18 protein-coding genes are annotated in these 21,673 nt (G+C 49.6%); 6 read left to right on the top strand and 12 right to left on the bottom strand.

Annotated elements, in window-relative coordinates; all coding sequences use genetic code 11:
* The gene (sufC, locus tag FC26_RS06440) at positions 1 to 819 is read right to left on the bottom strand and encodes a Fe-S cluster assembly ATPase SufC (RefSeq protein WP_057778895.1); all 819 of its coding nucleotides are present in this window, start codon (positions 817 to 819) and stop codon (positions 1 to 3) included.
* 604 nt (positions 820 to 1,423) lie between these two features.
* Here sufC and gltB point away from each other — a divergent pair.
* On the top strand, positions 1,424 to 5,893 hold the full coding sequence (gltB, locus tag FC26_RS06445; RefSeq protein WP_057778897.1) for a glutamate synthase large subunit: 4,470 nt from the start codon (positions 1,424 to 1,426) through the stop codon (positions 5,891 to 5,893).
* Positions 5,894 to 5,905: 12 nt separating this feature from the next.
* Positions 5,906 to 7,336 carry a glutamate synthase subunit beta gene (locus FC26_RS06450; protein ID WP_057778899.1) on the top strand — a complete coding sequence of 477 codons (1,431 nt, stop codon included), beginning with the start codon at positions 5,906 to 5,908 and terminating at the stop codon, positions 7,334 to 7,336.
* Positions 7,337 to 7,398: 62 nt separating this feature from the next.
* Here the strand turns inward: FC26_RS06450 and FC26_RS06455 are convergent, their stop codons facing one another.
* The 4 genes from FC26_RS06455 to serC form a co-directional block, all read right to left on the bottom strand.
* Positions 7,399 to 8,046 carry a DNA alkylation repair protein gene (locus tag FC26_RS06455; protein ID WP_057778901.1) on the bottom strand — a complete coding sequence of 216 codons (648 nt, stop codon included), beginning with the start codon at positions 8,044 to 8,046 and terminating at the stop codon, positions 7,399 to 7,401.
* 33 nt (positions 8,047 to 8,079) lie between these two features.
* Positions 8,080 to 8,517, bottom strand: a complete 438-nt coding sequence (ndk, locus tag FC26_RS06460) for a nucleoside-diphosphate kinase (RefSeq protein ID WP_057778903.1) — start codon at positions 8,515 to 8,517, stop codon at positions 8,080 to 8,082.
* 703 nt (positions 8,518 to 9,220) lie between these two features.
* Complete coding sequence (locus tag FC26_RS06465; protein WP_057778905.1) at positions 9,221 to 10,414, bottom strand: phosphoglycerate dehydrogenase; 1,194 nt, start codon at positions 10,412 to 10,414, stop codon at positions 9,221 to 9,223.
* Complete coding sequence (serC, locus tag FC26_RS06470; protein WP_083483767.1) at positions 10,414 to 11,484, bottom strand: 3-phosphoserine/phosphohydroxythreonine transaminase; 1,071 nt, start codon at positions 11,482 to 11,484, stop codon at positions 10,414 to 10,416. The genes FC26_RS06465 and serC overlap by 1 nt, the downstream gene beginning before the upstream one ends.
* A 581-nt stretch (positions 11,485 to 12,065) precedes the next feature.
* Here serC and trpX point away from each other — a divergent pair.
* Genes trpX through FC26_RS06485 form a run of 3 tightly spaced genes read left to right on the top strand, consistent with a single transcriptional unit; the run spans position 12,066 to position 14,711 of the window.
* Positions 12,066 to 13,055: a tryptophan ABC transporter substrate-binding protein gene (gene trpX / locus FC26_RS06475; protein ID WP_057778907.1), complete on the top strand. Its 990-nt coding sequence runs from the start codon at positions 12,066 to 12,068 to the stop codon at positions 13,053 to 13,055.
* Positions 13,055 to 13,954, top strand: coding sequence for an ABC transporter permease (locus tag FC26_RS06480; RefSeq protein ID WP_057778909.1), 900 nt, complete (start codon positions 13,055 to 13,057; stop codon positions 13,952 to 13,954). The genes trpX and FC26_RS06480 overlap by 1 nt, the downstream gene beginning before the upstream one ends.
* Complete coding sequence (locus tag FC26_RS06485) at positions 13,947 to 14,711, top strand: ABC transporter ATP-binding protein (protein ID WP_057778912.1); 765 nt, start codon at positions 13,947 to 13,949, stop codon at positions 14,709 to 14,711. The genes FC26_RS06480 and FC26_RS06485 overlap by 8 nt, the downstream gene beginning before the upstream one ends.
* A gap of 80 nt (positions 14,712 to 14,791) precedes the next feature.
* On the opposite strand, the gene FC26_RS06490 is transcribed toward FC26_RS06485, so the two are convergent.
* The 6 genes from FC26_RS06490 to FC26_RS06515 form a co-directional block, all read right to left on the bottom strand.
* Entirely contained in the window at positions 14,792 to 15,655 is an 864-nt protein-coding gene (locus FC26_RS06490) for an NAD(P)-dependent oxidoreductase (protein WP_057778913.1), read from the bottom strand.
* A gap of 15 nt (positions 15,656 to 15,670) precedes the next feature.
* Complete coding sequence (locus FC26_RS06495) at positions 15,671 to 16,312, bottom strand: carbonic anhydrase family protein (RefSeq protein ID WP_057778915.1); 642 nt, start codon at positions 16,310 to 16,312, stop codon at positions 15,671 to 15,673.
* 168 nt (positions 16,313 to 16,480) lie between these two features.
* Positions 16,481 to 16,807, bottom strand: a complete 327-nt coding sequence (trxA, locus tag FC26_RS06500) for a thioredoxin (RefSeq protein ID WP_057778918.1) — start codon at positions 16,805 to 16,807, stop codon at positions 16,481 to 16,483.
* Positions 16,808 to 16,814: 7 nt separating this feature from the next.
* On the bottom strand, positions 16,815 to 17,558 hold the full coding sequence (locus tag FC26_RS06505) for a TerC family protein (protein ID WP_057778919.1): 744 nt from the start codon (positions 17,556 to 17,558) through the stop codon (positions 16,815 to 16,817).
* Between the two features lie 26 nt (positions 17,559 to 17,584).
* Positions 17,585 to 18,493: an RluA family pseudouridine synthase gene (locus FC26_RS06510; protein ID WP_057778921.1), complete on the bottom strand. Its 909-nt coding sequence runs from the start codon at positions 18,491 to 18,493 to the stop codon at positions 17,585 to 17,587.
* Positions 18,490 to 19,491, bottom strand: coding sequence for a choloylglycine hydrolase family protein (locus tag FC26_RS06515; RefSeq protein ID WP_057778923.1), 1,002 nt, complete (start codon positions 19,489 to 19,491; stop codon positions 18,490 to 18,492). The genes FC26_RS06510 and FC26_RS06515 overlap by 4 nt, the downstream gene beginning before the upstream one ends.
* A gap of 100 nt (positions 19,492 to 19,591) precedes the next feature.
* On the opposite strand from FC26_RS06515, the gene FC26_RS06520 reads away from it, so the two are divergent.
* Positions 19,592 to 20,509, top strand: coding sequence for a magnesium transporter CorA family protein (locus FC26_RS06520; RefSeq protein WP_057778924.1), 918 nt, complete (start codon positions 19,592 to 19,594; stop codon positions 20,507 to 20,509).
* Between the two features lie 57 nt (positions 20,510 to 20,566).
* Here FC26_RS06520 and FC26_RS06525 read toward each other — a convergent pair whose 3' ends face one another.
* The gene (locus tag FC26_RS06525) at positions 20,567 to 21,640 is read right to left on the bottom strand and encodes an aspartate-semialdehyde dehydrogenase (RefSeq protein WP_083483768.1); all 1,074 of its coding nucleotides are present in this window, start codon (positions 21,638 to 21,640) and stop codon (positions 20,567 to 20,569) included.
* Between the last annotated feature and the right edge of the window lie 33 nt (positions 21,641 to 21,673).

A 21,673-nucleotide genomic window follows, 5' to 3' on the forward strand; every position in this document is an offset into this window, starting at 1 on the left:
CTATTCATCCCCGTTTCCTGTTGGCACGTCATCATCGACGAGGTTCACATCTAATCCGAGTTCATCGCGTAGCCCTGCGTACCCCTTGGCTTCCAGTTCTTGGGCCAGTGAGAAGTCGCCGGTCTTCACGATCCGGCCGTCCATCATCACGTGGACTTGATCCGGATGGATGTAGTTTAACAACCGTTGGTAGTGGGTAATCATCAACATACCAAAGTCCGGACTAGCCATCTCGTTAACGCCCTTGGCAACCACTTGGAGGGCGTCAATATCAAGGCCGGAATCAATTTCGTCAAGGATGGCAAACTTCGGCTTGATCATCATCAATTGTAAAATTTCGTTACGTTTCTTTTCACCACCGGAAAAGCCTTCGTTCAGGTACCGTTCTGTCATTTCATCTGACATGTTAAGGACCCCGATATTTTTATCCAGTTCCTTCAAGAAGGCCCGAATAGAAATGGGGTCATCTTCGGGACGGCGCGCATTAATCGCCGCACGCATAAATTCGGCGTTCGTAATCCCCTTAATTTCAGCAGGATATTGCATGGCAAGGAACAACCCTGCGCGCGCACGCTCATCGACGGGTTTACCCAAGATACTTTCGCCGTCGAGGGTGACATCCCCCTTCGTCACAATATAGTTTGGGTTGCCCATGATGGTCTCAGACAACGTCGATTTCCCGGTTCCGTTAGGTCCCATGATCGCGTGCGTTTCACCAGTGTTTAACGTTAAGTTAACCCCTTTTAAAATCTCTCGTTGTGTTTTTTCTTCATCATCAGAAACACTGACGTGAAGATCTGTCACTTTTAAAGTTGCCATATCTGACAAACCCCTTTCAAATTTAAAATTATGTACTTGGTGCTGATCGTGCTTCAAATTACTATTATCATATCACGGTTACAACCGACATTCGCCTAATCTTCCCAATAAATTGCTTACGAAAAGTACGTAAATAACGACAGGTAATAGTCAATCAACCGGTTGATCACATCACTACGCTGAGCCAAACACCTCCCGATCACATCGTAGAACCGCCAGTACCACGGGCAATTGGCCGGTTCGCTCCGACTAATGATCCTCATTTTCAAAGTGATCATTTTTATTAAAATTGAATTAAATTATAACCACATCCTCCACATTTTTGCAAGATTATTCAAGCATTTTACGGGATTTTTGACTAGTATTTTATATGATTCATTACAACAAAATTAAAACCATCTATCATCTATTTTTGGAATATTATTCACAAATTGCGCTATTTATCAAATTTACCGGCTAAATTGGCCTTTTCTTTAGTGATTTTAACTAAAAGCAGAATTTATTTTAGTTGTTTTTACATTGCTGAACCGCGTTCATTAGAATAACATTAGAAATTAAGTCCATATTTTAATTTTTAACTCATGTTTAATAGGTAGGTGGTTAAATGAGCAGTCCGATGCCCACAGGAAAATTAATGTATTCCCCAGAGTTTGAACGCGATGCGTGCGGGATGGGCTTCATTACCCAAGTCGACGGACGTCCGAGTCATGAACTCGTGGAAAAAGCTTTAACAATGTTGCAACGAATGAATCACCGTGGTGGTACTGGCGCCGAACCAGACACTGGTGACGGTGCCGGAATTTTGATGGCGATGCCTGATCAATTTTTCCGTAATCAAATGAAACAGGCTCAACTAACGTTGCCACCATTTGGCGACTACGCCGTGGCCCAACTCTTTTTACCGCACGATGAACAGGAACAAGCCGCAATGCTCGCTTCCGTTCAGCAACAAATGCGTGACGCTGGTTTTCCGGTGCTCTTGACCCGGAGCGTGCCGTTTGTCTACGAAAGTTGTGGCCCAGCTGCCCAAAAATCGATGCCTGGATTCATTCAGGTCATTATTCAGCGGCCCGTTGACGTTGCCGCGGGCCGGCCATTTGAGGATCACCTGTACCGGTTACGGCGCCAACTTGAGAAAACATTTGGTCATCAATCATTGGCCATCTGTTCCCTCTCAAGTCGCACAATCGTCTACAAGGGGATGCTGCACGCCTACCAAGTCGGGCTCTTTTACCCCGATTTACACGACGAAAGCATGCAAAGTGCGATTTGCCTGATTCACTCCCGCTTCTCCACTAACACATTTCCGAGTTGGGAACGCGCCCAACCATTTCGTTTTCTCGCCCACAACGGTGAAATTAACACGCTGAAGGGCGCCGAAAATTGGCTTATCAGTCACGGCATTGAAGTTTACGACGAGGATGATTCCGATTCAGCCAAACTCGAAAACTGTATGGAATACCTTTACCGACACGGTAGATCCATTCCTCAAGCCCTTATGATGATGATCCCAGAAGCCTGGGGTCCCGACGCCAAGATGCCCAAACAACAACGGGCCTTTGATGAATACAATGCAACCTTCATGGCCCCTTGGGACGGTCCTGCCGCCCTATGTTTCACCGATGGGATCCAAGTCGGCGCCTTCCTTGATCGTAATGGGCTACGGCCATCCCGCTACACCCTGACCAAGGATAACGTTTTGGTGGTTGGTTCAGAATCCGGCATTGTGGATATCGAACCCACCGACATTAAGGAAAAGGGCATTCTTTCTCCCGCAGAAATGATTCTGGTGGATACCAGTAAAAAAACAATTTACAAGTCTGATCAGTTAAAGCGCGAGTTTGCCACCGCACATCCCTATGAGCAGTGGTTGACTGCTAACCGTTTGACGCTGAGCAACCTGCCAGAAGTCAAAGCCGAGGCTAAAATCAGCGACGCCGCTTTGCAACAGCTTTGGCGGCGTAACGGTTATACCCATGAAGTGATTGAAACCGCCTTGATTCCCATGGCCCAAAACGGGGGCGAACCCGTGGTCGCCATGGGCTTTGATTCACCACTCGCCGTGTTGAGTCGTAAATCTGAACTTCTGTTTACCTATTTTAAGCAGTCATTTGCGCAGGTGACCAATCCACCCATCGATCCACTCCGTGAAAAGGTGGTCATTGATACCACCCTCTTCCTCGGGCGTGATGGTGATATCACCCAAGATATTGCGGACAACTGTCAAAAGCTAAAAATCGAGTCTCCTATTTTAAATAACCAAGACTACGCCAAACTCAACAGTATCGACCTACCGTCCTTAAAGGTGGCAACACTGTCACTCGCCTACACGTTGGATGACATTCCCAACCGGCTGGCGCATGCGCTAGAAGCCCTCTTCAAACAGGCCGAAAACGCGATTGATGATGGGGCGGCCATCTTGATTCTCACCGATCGGCCGGTTGGTGACCACCAAATGACCATTCCGGTGCTGTTGGCCGTTGCTGGGTTACATAACTACCTGGTTCGTCAAGGCAAGAGTACCGCCGCTTCCCTCGTTGTTGATACGGCTGAAGCGACCGAAATTCACCATTTTGCCTGTCTCGTTGGTTACGGGGCCGCAGCTATTCATCCTTACGGAGCCTTCGCGACCTTGGTAGAACGGGGCTACGCACAACAGCTCGATAACTACTGTCATGCGGCCGTTAAGGGCATTGTTAAGATCATGAGCCGGATGGGGATTTCGACCGTCGCTGGCTATCAAGGGGCGCAGTTGTTTGAAGCGATTGGTCTGGCGGACGATGTCATTGCCCAGTACTTCACGGGCACTCCGAGTCGGATTGGGGGCATCGATCTAAACCAAATTGAAGCCGAGTATTACCGGCACTACCAAGACGCCTACGACGCCCATGCAATCGATGATCTCCCTTCTGGTGGCAGCTACCAGTATAAGGTCGATGGTGAACACCACCTGTACAATCCCAAATCAATTTATCAATTTCAAAAGGCCGTGCGCTCTGGTAGCTACGAAGAGTACCAAAAGTATGCCGATCAGATGAATACCGACATGCTGACCGATCCAGTCACCCTTCGTTCCATGTGGCATATTGATACCACCGATCGTAAGCCGGTGCCAATCAGTGAAGTCGAACCCGTCAGTTCAATCGTGAAACGCTTCAAGACCGGCGCCATGAGCTTTGGTTCCCTGTCACAAGAAGCCCATGAAACCATCGCTATCGCCATGAACAAGCTTGGCGCCCGTAGTAACACTGGTGAAGGAGGCGAAGATCGCCGGCGTTTCAAAGTTGGTCCGGACGGTCTCGATCGGCACAGTAAAATTAAGCAGGTTTCAACCGCCCGTTTTGGGGTCAATACCGAATACCTCATGAACGCCGAAGAACTGCAAATCAAGATGGCACAAGGCGCCAAGCCCGGTGAAGGTGGTCAACTGCCAGCCGGTAAGGCTTACCCTTGGGTCGCTGATATTCGGGGATCGATCGCCGGGGTGCAGTTGATTTCACCACCACCGCACCATGATATCTATTCCATTGAAGACCTTGCCCAACTGATTTACGACCTCAAGCAGGTAAACCCCTACGCCAAGATCAACGTCAAACTAGTTTCTTCGACCGGCGTCGGCACCATTGCTGCGGGGGTCGTCAAGGCGGGCGCCAACACCGTGGTCATCGCAGGCTACGATGGTGGAACCGGGGCGGCACCACGTAACTCAACCCGCGATAGTGGCCTACCGTGGGAAATGGGGCTTGCCGATGCCCACCAGACATTGGCCCTCAATCATCTCCGGCAACGGACCACCCTTGAAGTCGACGGTAAGTTAATGACCGGTCGTGACATCGCCGTGGCCGTCATGCTCGGGGCGGAAGAATTCAGTTTTGCCACGCTCACCATGGTTTCAATTGGGTGCGTCATGATGCGCAAATGTAACTTAAACACTTGTCCCATCGGGATCACAACCCAAAACCCAGACCTCCGGAAACTCTACGCCGGCAAACCCGAACACGTCATGAACATGATGCGCTTTTTGGCACAGGATTTACGGGAACAGATGGCGCAACTCGGGTACCGTACCATTGATGAAATGGTCGGCCACGGCGAACATCTAACCCCCCGCTACGTCCCAGCTGGCAAAGCCAAGACGTTAAATTACGACCGGATGATTGGCAAAACCATCACCATCGATCGAAAGGTCAAGGATCCCTTCAAGGCCAAGTACGACTGGCCAGATTTGGACCTCTTTGCCAAAACAAGTCTGGAAAACGGCAATGCCACAACCGTTGACCTGCCGATCAACAACACTGACCGTTCAGCCGGTGCCCGTTTAGGTGGCTGGATCGCTGCCCACTTTGGCAACGACGGTCTCAAACCGGGATCGTTGAAGTTCAACTACCACGGGACTGCTGGTCAAAGTTTCGGCGCCTTCATTACCCAGGGACTAGAAATCAAGCTCACTGGTGAAGCCAATGATTACGTTGGTAAAGGCCTCTCGGGCGGTCGCTTAATCGTCGCCGCCCCCGAACAAGCCCAAACGCTGTACGCCCACGCGCCGATTGTGGGGAACGTTGCCTGCTTTGGTGCCACGGCTGGTGAAGCCTACTTCAACGGTCGGGCCGGTGAACGATTCTGCGTTCGTAATTCCGGTGCCAAGGTGGTCGTCGAAGGTGTTGGCAACAACGGCTGCGAATACATGACCGGGGGCGTCGCCGTGATCCTTGGACGGACCGGCCGGAACTTTGCGGCGGGGATGTCAGGTGGTGTCGCCTACATCTACGATTGGAAGCACGACTTTGAACAACAATGCAATCCCGAACTCGTTGATCTGTACCATCTCGACGAAACCGGCGACGACAGTCATGTTCTAAAAGACATGCTCCAAAAGCACTACTACTTCACAAATTCAGTCACTGCGAAAAAGATCTTGGATCACTGGGAAGACGAAAAGCAAACTTTCATCAAGGTCTATCCGCGTGACTACCACAAGATGCACGATCTAATCAAACAATATTCAGATGCTGGGATTCCAAAGGATCAAGTCGTAGAAAAAGCTTTCTACGCCGCAACCAGCAGCCAAAGTTAGGAGGAATCATCAATGGGAAATCCGAGAGGCTTTTTACTCTATAATCGGAAAAACAACCCGATGCGTCCGGTAATGAAACGGATCAAAGACTTTGACGTGATGGAACTGGACTTAAACGATGAGGATCGCCGGCAACAGGCTGCTCGTTGTATGAATTGCGGGATTCCATTCTGTCATCACGGCGTCTTTTACGGGGATGGCAAGGCCGTCAGTGGGTGTCCAAATGATAACCTGATCCCCGAATGGAACGACCTGGTCTACAAAAATCAGGATAAGCGGGCGTTCGAACGGCTAACGCGCACGAACTACCTACCAGATATGACCGGTCGGGTTTGTCCGGCCCCCTGTGAGGTTTCCTGCGTCAACGCCCTCAACGGCCCCGGTGTCACAATTCGCAATAATGAAAAATTTATTATCGAACAAGCCTTCAAAAATGGTTGGGTCGTTGATTCTGGCAAACCGGCTCACCGAACAGGTAAGAAAATCGCCGTGATTGGTAGTGGCCCCGCTGGTATTTCGGCCGCTTGGCGTCTCAACCAACTGGGGCATTCGGTCACCATCTTTGAACGCGACGATCGGTTTGGTGGTTTTCTCATGTACGGCATTCCGAACATGAAACTCCCTAAAGAGATCGTTGCACGCCGCTTTGACGCACTCCGGAAAGTTGGTATTGAGCTAGTTGCCAATACCGAGGTCGGTAAAGACATCTCTGCTGCTCAGCTGCGCCAAGATTTCGATCGAATCGTCATCTGTACCGGAGCTCGGCAGGCGCGCGATCTCACCGTTCCAGGACGTGACTTAGATGGTATTTATCAAGCTGCCGACTACCTGAAATTAGCTACTCAGTCCGTGTTAGAGGACGGAACGGCCGCAACAACCAAGTTGGCTGGCAAACACGTTCTCGTTCTGGGTGGTGGCGATACGGGTAACGACTGTATCGGAACGGCGATTCGCCAGGGTTGTGCGGGGATTACCCAGCTCGAAATCACTCCCGCCCTTCCCAAGGAGCGGACGGCGGAGAACCAATGGCCGGAATGGCCGATGGTGCTCAAAAACGGTTACGGGCAACAGGAAGCCCGCAGCTTGTTTGGGGATATCACCCGTTACACCGCAACGGCGACCGGTTTCTTTGGTCAGAACGGGCACGTTGCCCAAGTCGAAGTCAGTGAAGTCTCACACTTCCAACCCATCGATGGCACCCAAAAGCGCATCAAAGCAGACCTCGTTTTGCTGGCCATGGGCTTCACCGGTGCCGAACAATGGCTCTTCGATGAATTCGGTGTCACCGACAAGAATAAGGATTACACCACTAATGACGGTCAACTCTTCGTAGCTGGCGATTGTCGCCGCGGGCCTAGTTTGGTCATCTGGGGAATTCATGAAGGCCGGATGTGTGCCGAAAAAGTCGACGCGTCGCTACACGCCCTCGCTGCCAGCCGGTAATCGGTTAACTTTCAAATAAAACACGCCATTGATATGCTCATCAATGGCGTGTTTTTTACTGACTATAAATATTTACTCCCCTCACGAACGGCCAACGCACTCAACGCGTGTTCATCCATAAACGTACGTACCCAGTCCGCATCATACTTGCTAAAATCACGGAGCGCCCACCCAATCGCTTTTTGGATAAAGAATTCATCAGTGAGGGCATCGAACTCGATCGCTTGGGTGAGTAGCTGCCGATCCAGTGTTTGCTTTTCTAATAATTGCAATAGTATCGATATTCGCCTCATCCACAGATTAGGCTGCTGATAAAATAGCGCAAACACCGTCAGCTTGTCCTCGGGAACGTATCGAACATACTCGCCATATAACTTCCGCCACGAATCCACACTATCCCACCACGCGGTTTGCGTGACATACTGCGTCAGCTGCGAAAGCTCAGTCAGTGACAATCGCCGAACATTGGCGACGCTCACATCGATCGCAATGTACTGGTATTCGCGCTCTGGTCGCCGGTACAGGGCATCAATTCCTGCAAGCAGCTCAGGGAGGGGCACTTGCCTGCTTTGCCGAATCAACTGGGCCGCCTGTTGTTTTCGTTCGGGCGTCCGCACACCAGCAAACGGAAACTGGTGTCTCATATACTTTTCCATCGGTGCCTGATTTTGCAGGTCACCCGTCAATTGAAACTCGGTAAAGATGGTCATCGCTGGTTCCTCCTCACCGCCCGATGCGGCCAGCTATGCCGTCTCATCAGCCAACTCAGGGAACCAGATTTGAATTTCATTTTCTGCTGAAGCAACGCTGTCCGAACTGTGCACGACGTTTCTCAAAATGCCATCGGGCCATTCACGACCAAAATCAGCGCGAATCGTGCCGAAAGCGGCGTCCGACGGATTAGTTGCTCCTGCCATCCGGTGGAACACATCAATAATATTCGTCCCGCTGGCGACCATCGCAACGATTGGCCCCTCTTGCATGTAGTCTTCAATTTCATGATAAAACGGCTTTTCAACAAGCTGTGAATAGTGCCGCGCCAGCTGATCCTTGGTCGCCATCACAATTTTAAGGGCGTCAACGTGATACGCTTTTTTCTCAAGACGGGTCACAATTTCCCCAATGTGTCCGTGGGCCACGCCGTCCGGTTTTACTAAGATCAAAATTCGTTCTTCAGCCATACAATCCCTGCCTTTCGATCATCCATCAGCAACAAGTCATCTAGCATCTATTATATTGTGAAATCGGTTACATTTCAATTGATATCTGCGTTTTTAGCCACGAAAAAAGAGTGCACTATCGTAATAGTCCACCCACCGAATTTAATGTGATTTTAATTTTTAGTATAAGACCGATAAATGCGGCCAATTAACGTTTGTGGTTCTCTCATTAGTATGTGTCATATGGTTTGCTACCATCCTTTCACTAGGGATTATGTGTTTTGACCAGCGTGTTCTATGTGTATATGTAGCAAATATGTGTTGTGAGTAATCGATTGTTCTATGTGGTGCTATGTGGTTTGATGAACGAAAAAAGAGCGTCCCCACTGTAAACGAATGTTTACAACAAGGACGCTCTCGCGTGTTACCACCTTTGTTTATGGCATACTCACATATACCATCTCACCAGGTACTGAAAACCAATACCCTGACATTATATTGGGTGTCTGCCCATGATCCCTCGAAAAGGACCTGCGCCAAAACCGTTCTTTCACTGCAAGGAACTTGCATCTTCTCATTGCCGATGCTTCCTGAAAAGTTCGCTCACAGCTAATCCAACGACTCATTCACGCGCCGTTCATCAAATTGTTGACATTAGTATACAAAACTTCTTGCACAGTGTCAACACAATTTCTCATCTTTTTTTAATTTAATGATTCATTCCTCATCCATTAAACTTGGCGTTACGAATGCCCCGTACCCGAATCATCTCATCAATTGACAGGCACTTTTCTTCAAACTTATGGTAGAGCTCATCATCCATTTGATCAACGTCAATCAAGGTGTAGGCGAAATCGCCCCGGGATGCGTTAATCATGTTGGCAATGTTAATGTTGAGATCCGCCAAGATCGTCGCCACGCGTCCAACCATGTTAGGCACGTTTTGGTGCAGGAGGGTCAGACGGTATGGTGAATTAAACGGCATCCGCACGTCTGGGTAGTTGACCGAATGCTCAATCTCCCCCGTCTCTAAGTACTTCCGCAGCGTCGTGGCCACCATTTGGGCACAGTTATCCTCGGCTTCCTTAGTGGTGCCACCAAGATGGGGTGTCACCACGACCTTATCGTGTTTAATGAGCGCATCCGACGCGAAGTCCGTCCAATATTGATCGAGCTGACCCACGTTGAGGGCGGCCATCACAGCCGTTTCTTCTACGATGCCGTTACGCGAATAGTTGAGTAGGACGGCCCCTTTTTTCATCATTAATAGTTCTTCGGCACCAATCAGATTCTTATTTCGTTCATTATAGGGAATGTGAATCGTGACGTAGTCGCTGGCTTCGAGCACTTCCTTGAGTGAATCAGCCCGTGGAATGTCGCTTTGTACCTGCCAAGCGTGCTCAACCGAAATATAGGGATCGTACCCAATCACGTTCATCCCCATTTGGTGCGCCATATCAGCGACCTTCGATCCGACCGCTCCCAGTCCGATCACGCCGAGGGTTTTGCCAGCCAGTTCGGTACCGCGATAGTGGTTCTTCCCGGCTTCGGCCTGTAGCGTGACGTCCGCGGCGTCGCCATTAGTGAGTGACTTGGTCCAATTAATCGCCGGTAAAATTGGTCGGGCCGCCATGATCAAGATGGCAATCACCAGTTCCTTGACCGCATTGGCGTTAGCCCCGGGGGCGTTAAAGACCACCACCCCGTTTTCGCTTGCCTTATCGAGGGGGATGTTATTGACTCCCGCCCCCGCGCGACCGATTGCCAGCAGGCTCACCGGCAAGACCCCCCGATGGAGGTTCTGGCTCCGGATCAAAAGGGCATCTGGTTCTTGTTCGCCATTGATCACATACTGATCCTTGGGAAAAACTGCCAAACCGACGTTTGAAATCACATTATAGGTTTTAATTGCATACATTAGAATTGTCCTCCGTGTTGAACTTCAAAATCTTTCATAACGTTAATCAGTGCTGTCACGCCGGCCGTCGGCATCGCATTGTACAGGCTGGCCCGTATGCCACCCACCAATCGATGTCCCGCAAGGTTAACGAGCCCTTGCGCCCGGGCAGCCGCGATGAATTGTGCATCTAATTGCGCATCCCCCGTCACAAAGACGATGTTCGTCAGTGACCGTTGGGCGGGGAGTACCGGATTGTTGAAGAGCTTCGAGTTATCAATAAAGTCATAGAGCATCTTGGCTTGTTCCTGATTACGCTGATAAATGGCATCAACGCCGCCAAACTGCTTCAGCCACTTAAACGTTAAGCCGGCAGCGTAAGTGCAGAAGACGGGCGGTGTATTCAGTGCCGAATCCTTCTTATCCTCCAGACGGTAATCCATAATTTCCGACAAGATTGGTTGGTCGGTTAACCGTTCACGTTTCACAATCACAATCGCCATGCCGGCTGGGCCGATATTCTTTTGGGCGCCGGCGTAGACGAGGTCAAACTGATTAATATCGTAGGGCTGAGCCAAAATATTAGATGACATATCCGCCACCAACGGTTGGTCGATCGTTGGAATGTGGTGGTATGTCGTCCCTTCAATGGTATTGTTCGTCGTGATGTGCAGGTAATCCAACGCCCCGCGCTGCGGGTCCTGAATGGTGGGCAGATTGCCATCAAGTGACGGAACATCGTCAACTTGGAGGCCTTCAATCCGTTGGGCCGCCTCGAGCGCTTTTTGGGCCCAGTGTCCGGAATTTAAGTAGGCTACGTGATGGTGCTGTTGTGCCAAGTTAAGGGGCACATTCGTGAATTGCAGCGTGCCACCCCCGTGTAGAAATAACACGGCGTAATCGTCGCTAATGTGCATCAGGTCCCGCAAGTCCTGCTGCGCTTCGGCGGCCAGATCCGTGTATAGCGCGGAACGGTGGCTAATCTCCATAATGCTCATACCGCTTCCTTGATAAGATGGCATATCACGCTTAATTTGTTCAACAACCTGTGCTGGCATGATTCCTGGTCCTGCTGAAAAATTATATCCCACTGTAAATTCCCCCGTTTCAATTTATTCTCATCATACCGTTAAACCATCACATTACAATTCACTTCATTTTCGGTTTATCAAAAAATGACGGTTTATCGCTGGTATATCAACGGTTAGCACAACTTTCGAAATTTAATATAAATATTTTAATATTCATGATTTTAAGAAAATTAGTGGCTCATAATCGTACTATTCTCCGCTTTACCGTTATTATAAATATTTTTGTACAAATATTATTATATAAGAACAAACCATGTTTTTTCAATGAACCTTTTTTCAAATACGCGTTGACAAGTTTTCTCCTCTTATCTATACTTGAACACATTAAGACGACGTTAGGAGAATGGTCAGATGAGTTATCCAACACAACAACTGAATATTTGGTGGCAAAGTCGGTAATCAGGTTGTGTGCTCATCGCAGGTGCAACCTGAACTTTTCAGATTGTATCTGTGCTGACTTGTTTAACTTTCCATAGTCTGCATGGATTCTCTCATGCAGGCTTTTTCTTTGGATAAAAGGAGCCTCGTGTGGGGCTCCTTATTTTTTTGTTTCAGCAATTATTTGACGAGGTGGAATACAAATGAAACGCATGTACACATTGATCGCGATTCTATTAGTTTTTCTCGGATTCGCATACTTTCAAGAAGGCGGCGGCATCACTAAGCAAAAAACGCCCACGGTTGGGATTTTAACCTTGATGCATCACCCCGCCCTCGATCAGATTCATAAAGGCGTGGTCGCCGGACTAGCCAAAGAAGGCTATAAAGGAAAAAGCGTCAAAATTGATTACCAAAATGCTCAGGGTGATCAAAGTAACTTGAAGACCATGGCTTCTAAGCTCGTGAACGAAAACAACGATGTTCTCGTCGGGATTACGACCCCTGCTTCACAAGCATTAGCCAATGCCACATCGAAGATTCCCATCGTTTTAGGGGCGGTTACCGATCCCCACGGTGCAGGACTCGTTAAGAACAATAAGAAGCCCGGCGGCAATATCACCGGCGTTTCCGATCAGGCACCACTCAAGAAACAATTGAAACTGATCAAGGAATTCATGCCTCACATGAAGACCCTCGGAATCATTTACACATCTAGCGACAGTTCTGCAACAACGGAACACGCCCTTTTCGTTAAGCTGTGTAAGGAAGAACACGTTAACTTGAAATCGTACTCCATTTCTAACAGTAACGATTTGAACCAGGTTTCCCAAGAAGCCCTCACCCAAGTTGACGCCATCTTCATTCCAACCGACAACACGATCGCCGGTGCGATGCAAACGCTGATTGCAAACGCCAACGCCGCCAACAAGCCCGTCTTCCCCGCCGTCGATACGATGGTGAAGGATGGTGGGGTAGCCACCTACAGTATTAACCAATACAAGCTCGGTGTGGAAGGTGGTCGCTTAGCCGGTCAAATCTTAAAGGGTAAGAAAAAGACCGCCACGACACCAATCAAGTACATTAAGAACGGAGATCCAACTTTGAATCTCAAGCAAGCCAAGAAACTCGGATTACACGTTCCCGCCCGCTTCTTGAAGGACGCCGAACAACATGGGGAGGTCTACAAATAATGAGTTTAGTTGTTTCTGCAATCGGTCAAGGCCTACTCTGGGCAATCCTCGGACTAGGACTATTCCTGACCTTTAGAATTTTAAACATTGCCGATATGACGGTTGAAGGAACCTTCCCAATGGGGGCCGCCGTCGCCGTTACCGCCATCGTCCATGGTTACTCACCACTGACGGCCACCATCTTCGCCTGTCTGGCTGGGATGGCCGCGGGACTAGTCACGGGCCTACTGTACACCAAGGGCAAGATCGACATCCTATTGGCCGGAATCTTAGTCATGACGGCCGCCTACTCCGTTAACCTGCGGATCATGGGTAAGTCCAACACATCGCTGTTAGGACACTCAACCCTTCTCAAAGCCAAGTTTTTGGCTGCGATGCCCAACTACTTTGACACGGTCTTTTTGGGGATGTTAGTGATCGCCATTATTACCATCATCCTCGTCTTCTTCTTGCAAACCGATCTCGGTCAAGCTTTTATTGCGACCGGCGATAACGAGAAGATGGCGAAGTCGCTAGGAATTCATACCGACAACATGAAGATTATGGGCCTGATGGTTTCTAACGGCATGGTGGGCATCTGTGGTGCCCTAGTATCACAAAGTAATGGATACGCCGATATTAACATGGGGATTGGGACCATCGTGATCGCCCTGGCTTCGATCATCATTGGTGAAGTGGCCTTCGGTGAACTCACCCTGAACCAACGTCTACTGGCAGTGACCATGGGGAGTATTATTTACCGGTTGATCTTGATGGCTGTTTTGCAACTCGGATTCAGCGCCAACGATCTGAACCTCCTTTCATCACTAGTTCTCGCAATCTGCATGATGCTACCGCAGTTCCGTCACGCCTTACATCTCGATCGGATCTTTACCAAGGGGGTTAAAGCCCATGACTAAACCAATTCTCGAATTAAAAGACATCGTCACACTGGTCAACAAAGGTACCAGTAACGAAACTGAAATTCTGAAGAAGCTCAACTTGACCATCAATGAAGGCGACTTTATCACGATTGTGGGCTCCAACGGGGCTGGTAAATCCACCCTCTTCAACGTCATCGGGGGTAATTTACCGGTTGATGACGGCCACATTTTACTTCACGGCAACGATATTACCCACCAAACCGAAGAAGAACGCACCAAGTTCTTGAGTCGTGTTTTCCAAGATCCTAAACTGGGAACCGCTCCTCGTATGACGGTCGCTGAAAACATGTTGCTGGCACAAAAACGGGGCGAAAAACGCCACCTCATTCCCCGGAAACTGAAACAACAAATGACAGATTTCACCCGTATTGCGGGGATTATGCATAACGGTCTGGAAGATCGGATGAATACCGCCACCGGCAACCTATCCGGTGGTCAACGCCAAGCACTGAGCTTCCTGATGGCCACGCTCAAACGCCCCGACATCATTCTTCTTGATGAGCATACTGCGGCGCTAGACCCACGAACCAGTCAAAACCTGCTCAATGCGACCAACGAACGGATTACCGAAGACGGGCTAACCGCCCTGATGATTACCCATCATTTGGAAGACGCATTGATCTATGGTAACCGGTTGATCGTTCTTGGTGACGGCCAGATTAAGGCCGACTTCAAGGGTGAAGAAAAGCAACAACTAACGGCTGAAAAATTATACGAATACTTTGAAGCTTAGTGAAAAACGTTATTCAATTTAAAAAGTGGCACGACTCACAATCAAAATCATGTGAGTCGTGCCATTTTTTATTTAACTTATTAATTCCACCACAACTTCACCAAAGCCTGTGTACCGTCGTTACCCAGTTGGCGTTCATCAACCAACTGTTCATACAATCGTTTAGCTTGTTGCGTGGCTGGTAAGTTCAATTCCATTTTTTCTGCTTCATCAATTGCAATTCTCAAATCTTTCAGAAAATGCTTCGCAAAAAAGCCGGGAGTGTAGTCGTCTTTTAAAATTCGGGGCACGTAGTTATCCATGCTCCAATTATCTGCGCCACCCGAACTTAACGTTTCCAAGACCGTTGGTAGATCCAGCTTGGCAGCCTTAGCGTACACCAGCATTTCCGTCAAACCAGTCATCGTGCCGGCAATCATAATCTGATTTGCCATCTTCGCATGTTGTCCGGCCCCGTATCCGCCAAAATAGTTATGGCGCTGTCCAATCTGTTCAAAGACCGGAACGACCTGCTCATACGTGTCGCGGTGCCCCCCAACCATGATCGTTAGCGTCGCATTTTTTGCGCCGACATCACCACCCGACACTGGTGCGTCGAGAACATGCAATCCCTGCTTATCGGCGAAGTGCCCAATTCGTTGTGCCAATGAGGGCGTACTAGTCGTCATATCGATCAGTACTTGGTCTGGTGTGGCCTGCTGAAAAATCCCCTGCTGCCCGAAATAAACGGCTTCGACATCTTGTGGGTATCCCACCATCGTGAAAACGAGTTGCTGACCGGTGGCCGCTGCGACGGGTGACGCCGCCCAGTGAGCCCCATGATCAATCACGGTTTGGGCCCGTGACTGTGTCCGATTATAAACAGTGACCTCATGACCGGCTGTCAATAAGTTATTAATGATGCCAGTGCCCATCACGCCGGTGCCAATAAATCCAATTTTCATTGTCGGATCCTCCTCTTAGTTGAGCTTCGTTTGCAATACTGGGCGCCCATTGAGTGCTTGCAGGTGCCGATTGTTGGGGTGTTCAAATAGCTGATGGTAACGCGCAAGTTGGCCTTTAGAGACGCTTAATGGCGTTTGCGCGACGTACCACCGGACGCCCTCAGTCAATGGCGGGGTCGTCAGTGAACCGAGATAGCGTAACACCGGCCCCGTAGCTGGTAGCTCCGCATGTACATCTAGCAATTGCTTCAGGGTCACCGTCTCGTGGGGCTTAAACTGCGTTAAAAGCTGTTCAAATACGGGATCAGGGGCGCCAATGTGGGCTACACGGGCGACGACAGCCAGCTGCCCAGCCGCGTCTTGGAACACAAAGTGCCATTCCATCGCTGCCTGATCATCGTCAATCACGTGCTCGGCGGGCGCGTGAAAATGAAGTTGTTGGAACTGATACGGTCGTTGCTCGAGTACTGCATGACCATGGCCATTCATTTGAAAGTTAATCTCTTTATCGCTCAGGCTGACCCCTTCGATATCGTTTTGCCACACTAGTAGATGGTTAGCGACGGCCGCTTGGGCCGTGGCGGTATTCAGCGGCACTGGTGACTGCTGCTGGCCAAAGCCGTTTTTCCACTGTTCCTGTTTCGTATAATCAAGCATTACCCGCACTCCCTTATTTTTTAGTTATTCCTAGTGTATTACGTTTCATCGTCATTGGCGCACTTTTTTGCCTGAACATTATGGAAAATTGGCCCAAAAACTGTCTGCCACCCGAATGAGATCGTTAAAAAAAAGATCACCGCTGCCGGCATCCGGCAACGATCATCCCTATTGAAGTTGTTTAATTTTTTGTTCCACGTAGCGTGCCAACTTGTCACGACTAAACAGACCGGTAAGCTTTTCTTTTGCCACCCCATCGTTAAAAACAACCAGGCTCGGCACGCTCAATACGTGATAACGCGCCGCAATTTCCTGGCTATCATCAACGTTAAACCGGACAAAGGTGACCCGATCTCGGAACTGTTCGTCTAACTGATCGATGACGGGTTCCATCATTTTACATGGGGCACACCAAGGCGCCCAAAAGTCGACGATCGTGAGTTTATCTTGGGCGACCTGTTCGTCAAAGTTGGTCGCCGTTGCTGTTACTGCCATCTTCGTATTACTCCTTTTTGGCCTTGCGGCGGATAACATGAATGAGAAGGGTCACAAAAAACATTGCCAGAATAAAGACGCCGAACAGGCCCGACGGAATTTCAATGTCGATCGCTGGAATCGTCAAAAACAGCTTAATCGCAATGACCGCAATCAACACGTACGCCATCGGTTCCAATTCCGGAATCTTGCGCATGAGGTTCATGATAATCTCCGCAATCCCCCGCATACACAAAATCCCAATCAAGCCCCCAATCAGCACAATCACCGGATTCGATGAAATTGCAAGGGAGGCAAGGACGGAATCTACTGAAAAGATGATGTCCATTAATTCAATTTGCACAACAACGGACCAAAATAAGGGGAGTACCCGATGCTTCTTTTCCTTCGGTACTTTGACCGGTTTTCGGCCAAACATCTTGTGATGAAAAAAGCGGTAAACGAGGTACATCAGGTACAGCGCCCCAATTACCTTGATCTCCCAGATATGAATTAGGTAGGTCCCAATTCCGATGATTAAAAAGCGGAACAGGTAGGCGCCCCACAACCCATAAAACAGTGACTTTTCTTGTTCTTTTAACGTTGGTAACACTCTCGTTTGCGTTGCCAACACAATTGCGTTGTCTACCGACAACAGACACTCAATCATCACCAGTGATAAAATCACCAGCCAGTCCTGACCGGAGCCAATAACCGCAGCCCAGTTGTGCAGGTCAAAAAACGGACCATAGAGCTTTTCAATAAGTGACAATTAGTTTCCCCCTTACACCGATTCAATTATTTCAAGTGCCATTTTACTATACTTTCTTCAAAATAGCGCGGATTTGGCGCATTAACCGTGATTTTTTGGCCCGTAAACGGTAACACGACCGTCAGTGCCGTTCCGTGTAACATCATTTTGGCGTTTGGTCGCTCGTTATACAATGGATCGCCCACGATCGGGGCCTGCATGGCGGCTAGATGAACCCGAATCTGGTGCGTGCGTCCCGTTTCCAATTGTAACCTCACCAGACTATGCGTGCCGTACGCCCCCAACACCTGATAGTGGGTTCGGGCAGTCTGCGCATGAACGCCATCAATTTGCCGCTTGCGGCGGTCGGCCTCATCGCGACCGATGGGCAACGTGATGACCCCCGCCGGTTCGAGGAACACTCCGTCCGTAATGGCTAAATAGTGGCGGTGAATCTGCCGGCTGCTAATCAAGCGATCCAAAAGCGGCACGACGATTGGATTTTTGGCAATCAATACCGCCCCACTCGTCTGTTGATCAATGCGATGCACCATGAAGGGGACGGCATTCTGCCGTGCTAAATGCCCCGCCACAAAGTTCATCAGGGTGCCCCGCTCATCTTGCCGGTTTGGATGGGTCTTAATCCCCGCCGGCTTATTGACGACTAAAAGATCATCATTTTCAAAGAGAACCGTCACCGGTTGGGTGTCATCAACGAGATAGTTGGATGTCGCGGTGCGAAACTCATCCCCGCTAAAGCGTAAAACAACCTGATCCCCTGCCTGAACGGGGGTACTCATCGGTTGGTAGCGACCGTTTAACCAGACATTTTCCCGGATTCGGAGAAAGTGGACGATGCGGTGCGGGAGGAGCCAGTGCTGTTCTAATAGTTCCCTCAGTGGAACCTGATCGGCGCTTGCTGGAACGATTTGGGTTGTCTGCCAATGAATTGTCATGGTCGTCTAAGTGCTCCGTTTTCGTTTAAATTAAAGACAATTGGTGCATCACGTGCCACAAACCGTTGTGCATGGGTTTGTTGACATAGTTGCTCGTCGAGAGTCAACTTGGTCACGGCCGTTTGGTGATAGGCCTGAAAATAGTAGCTGCGGCTTTCCGCTACCGTCGCCGCGCGATAAACCGAGTAGGTGGCTTGATGGTCGGTATTCTTGGGTACGGTTACACCATCCAATAATCGCCAACTACTGATAAATGCTTCTTGTTCATTACGGGGCTGATCAGCCCGTTCCTTAAAGTAGGCCGCCCGAATAAAGCGGGCCCCCGGCGAATACGATCCCGGTGGAATCGATTTGCCCGACAGGCTGCCCGTCGTGACCTTAGCGGTATTTAATGGCACCTGGCCGGTCCGAAACGCCGACGTAAAGTCCATGTACTGATCCAATTGGGCCAACTGCTTGTCAAAGTTCGGACTATTTGTCACAACTCCCAGCGGATTTTCGATCACCCGCATCGGCATCGTCGTGGGTTCAATGACCACAATGCGGCCGGTCGGGTCCGTCAGTGCAAAATGCAGTTCCGGATACCCGTACTTCACGTCACTGTGGGTATCATCCATCAGCTCAATGTCTGGTAATTGCGCAATGACATCGGCAACGGACGCACAGTGGCCTAACGCCCATAACACGAATTCAAAACCGGCTAGTTGCGTTTTGTCGGCGCGTCGTTGACTTCTCAATTGAGCCCCGTTAGCAAACGTCAGCTTCTGGGCACACAAGCCCTTTTCGTTAACGCCATCGGAAATATCGGCCCGTAACCGGTCAAACTGACCGCCCCCCACAATGGCGTAGCGGTTCGTATAGGTATGATGATCAAACCGTGTCTGCCAGTGAAACTGACGGGGTAAAAAGACCGGTGAATTTTCGAGCGACGGCCAGTCCATTGTCCGCGCTAGTAAGTGCGTGCCATCCTGAGCAACTTGATAAATACTGGTGCACATGTCCGATCACCATCCTTTCATGTTCTATTCTATGACAGATCCTTTACAATCGCCAAGACAAAGTGTTTAATGGATGAGAATAATAAGGAGAGTTACGATTATGTTAACAGTCACCCCTGTAACGCCACATTTGAATTGGATTAACGTCCAAAACCCGACGAGTGAAGAAACCATCAAGCTCGTGACGCAGTATCAGGTCACCGACGAAATGCTAGCCTACGCCATTGACCCGGATGAACGTGCCCGTGTCGAAGCTGATCCCCGCGCCAATATTACCCTGCTCATTTTTGACGTCTACTGTGTCCCAGACGATGACGCCGAATCGCAGACTGCGCCCATTGGGATCATGTTTACCAACGATAACCTCATCACCTTTACCACGGAGCAGACCAACTTCGTGACCGAACTCCTCGAAGAACAGGTCGACCATAAATCGGATACTCAGCACATTAATGATCAAATCGATTTGGTACTCCCGATGCTTTATCAGCTGTCCACCGACTACTTTGCCCCAATTCGGCAGGCTGATTCCCAACGGGTCGAAATTCAGCGCTCGCTAGAACGGCGGACGGACCGCAAGGCCATTGCGGCGTTCGTCAACCTTGAAACCGGCCTGATCTACATCCTAACTTCCCTTCGAGGCAACGTTTCGCTGCTCAAAGATTTGAAGCGCCGGTCACGAAATCTCACAACGCAGCAAACCAACGATCTCGACGACGTCTTAATCGAAGCCGAACAAGGACTAGAAATGGCCACCATGACCTCCAACATCATCGAGCGGATCTCAAATGCCTATTCCAAAGTCCTCGATAGCAACCTGAACAACACGATGAGATTCTTGACCATCTATTCCATTGTCCTCACAATTCCGTCAATTGTGTTCGGCTTCTTCGGCCAAAACGTGCACCTGCCGTTCGAGTCGTCCCCGATCGGTTGGGAACTAACCATCATGGTCATGCTGGTTTTAGCCGTTCTGACTATGTGGTTGTTAATGAACAATCATTGGTGGCGTAAATAGTGATTTACTCAAAAAACAGCGGTACCGCGACTCAATCGTCGTCGTACCGCTGTTTTGCTATTCTGCTGCACTAGGAACGTGCAATAAATCCATTTTATCCAAGTATTCCGCAATTTCAACGGAGTTCCAGGCCGCACCCTTCAGCAGATTATCGGCCACGTTCCATAAGTGGAATGCGCCCTTATTTTCCTGATCGGGGCGAATCCGACCCACGAATGTTTCCCGTCGGCCCTGCGCCGTGATTGGTTGCGGATACAGCTGCTCGGCCGGATCGTCTTGTAAGACATCCCCGTCGAAGTTAGCAATTGCATCCTGAATGCCCGCCACCGTGGCATGCTTATCCAGCACTTCAAAGTACACGGATTCACAGTGTGCAATCGGCACCGGCACCCGCGAACAAGTTGCCGTGACCTGAATATCATTACTATTCATATCGCCGCCACACATGATTTTCTTCGTTTCATGAATCATCTTCCACTCTTCGTGGGTGTAGCCATCTTCTTCAAACACATCAATCTGAGGCAGTACGTTAAACGCTTGCTGGTAGTGTTTTTTGTCACCCCTAACCGGCATAATCTTGGGGGTGTATGTCTTTCCGTCTAAGTAGGCTTGGCTCTCATCGAGGGTCTCTTGGACCGCCCGATTTCCCGCACCACTGACCGCCTGTAAGGTTGTCACGATCACGCGCGATAACCCATAGCGCTCACGAATCGGTTCGAGCGCCATCACCATTTGAATTGTTGAACAGTTGGGGTTGGCGATCAAGCCCTGATGCTCGTTCAGTGCCTCCGCATTGACTTCGGGAACCACCAACGGCACGTTAGGATCCATCCGAAAGGCCGAGGTATTATCCACCACGACCGCCCCGCGCTTAATGGCTTCGGGGGCAAACTGCTTCGATACGGCGCCACCAGCAGAAAAGAGCGCTAGGTCGATTCCCGTAAATGATTCGGGGGTGGTTTCTTCAACGACCGTGTCTTGGCCCTTGAACTTGAGCACGGTGCCGGCCGAATGCTTCGAGGCCAAGAGCTTAATTGTTTTTACCTTAAGCGTCGATTGCTCGACCATTTGGATCATTCGTGTGCCGACCGCTCCGGTTGCACCCACAATTGCGACATTATATTCACTCACAGGAAAAGACCTCACTTATCTTAAAATTGAATT

This window comes from Paucilactobacillus vaccinostercus DSM 20634 (assembly GCF_001436295.1).
Classification (GTDB): Bacteria; Bacillota; Bacilli; order Lactobacillales; family Lactobacillaceae; genus Paucilactobacillus; species Paucilactobacillus vaccinostercus.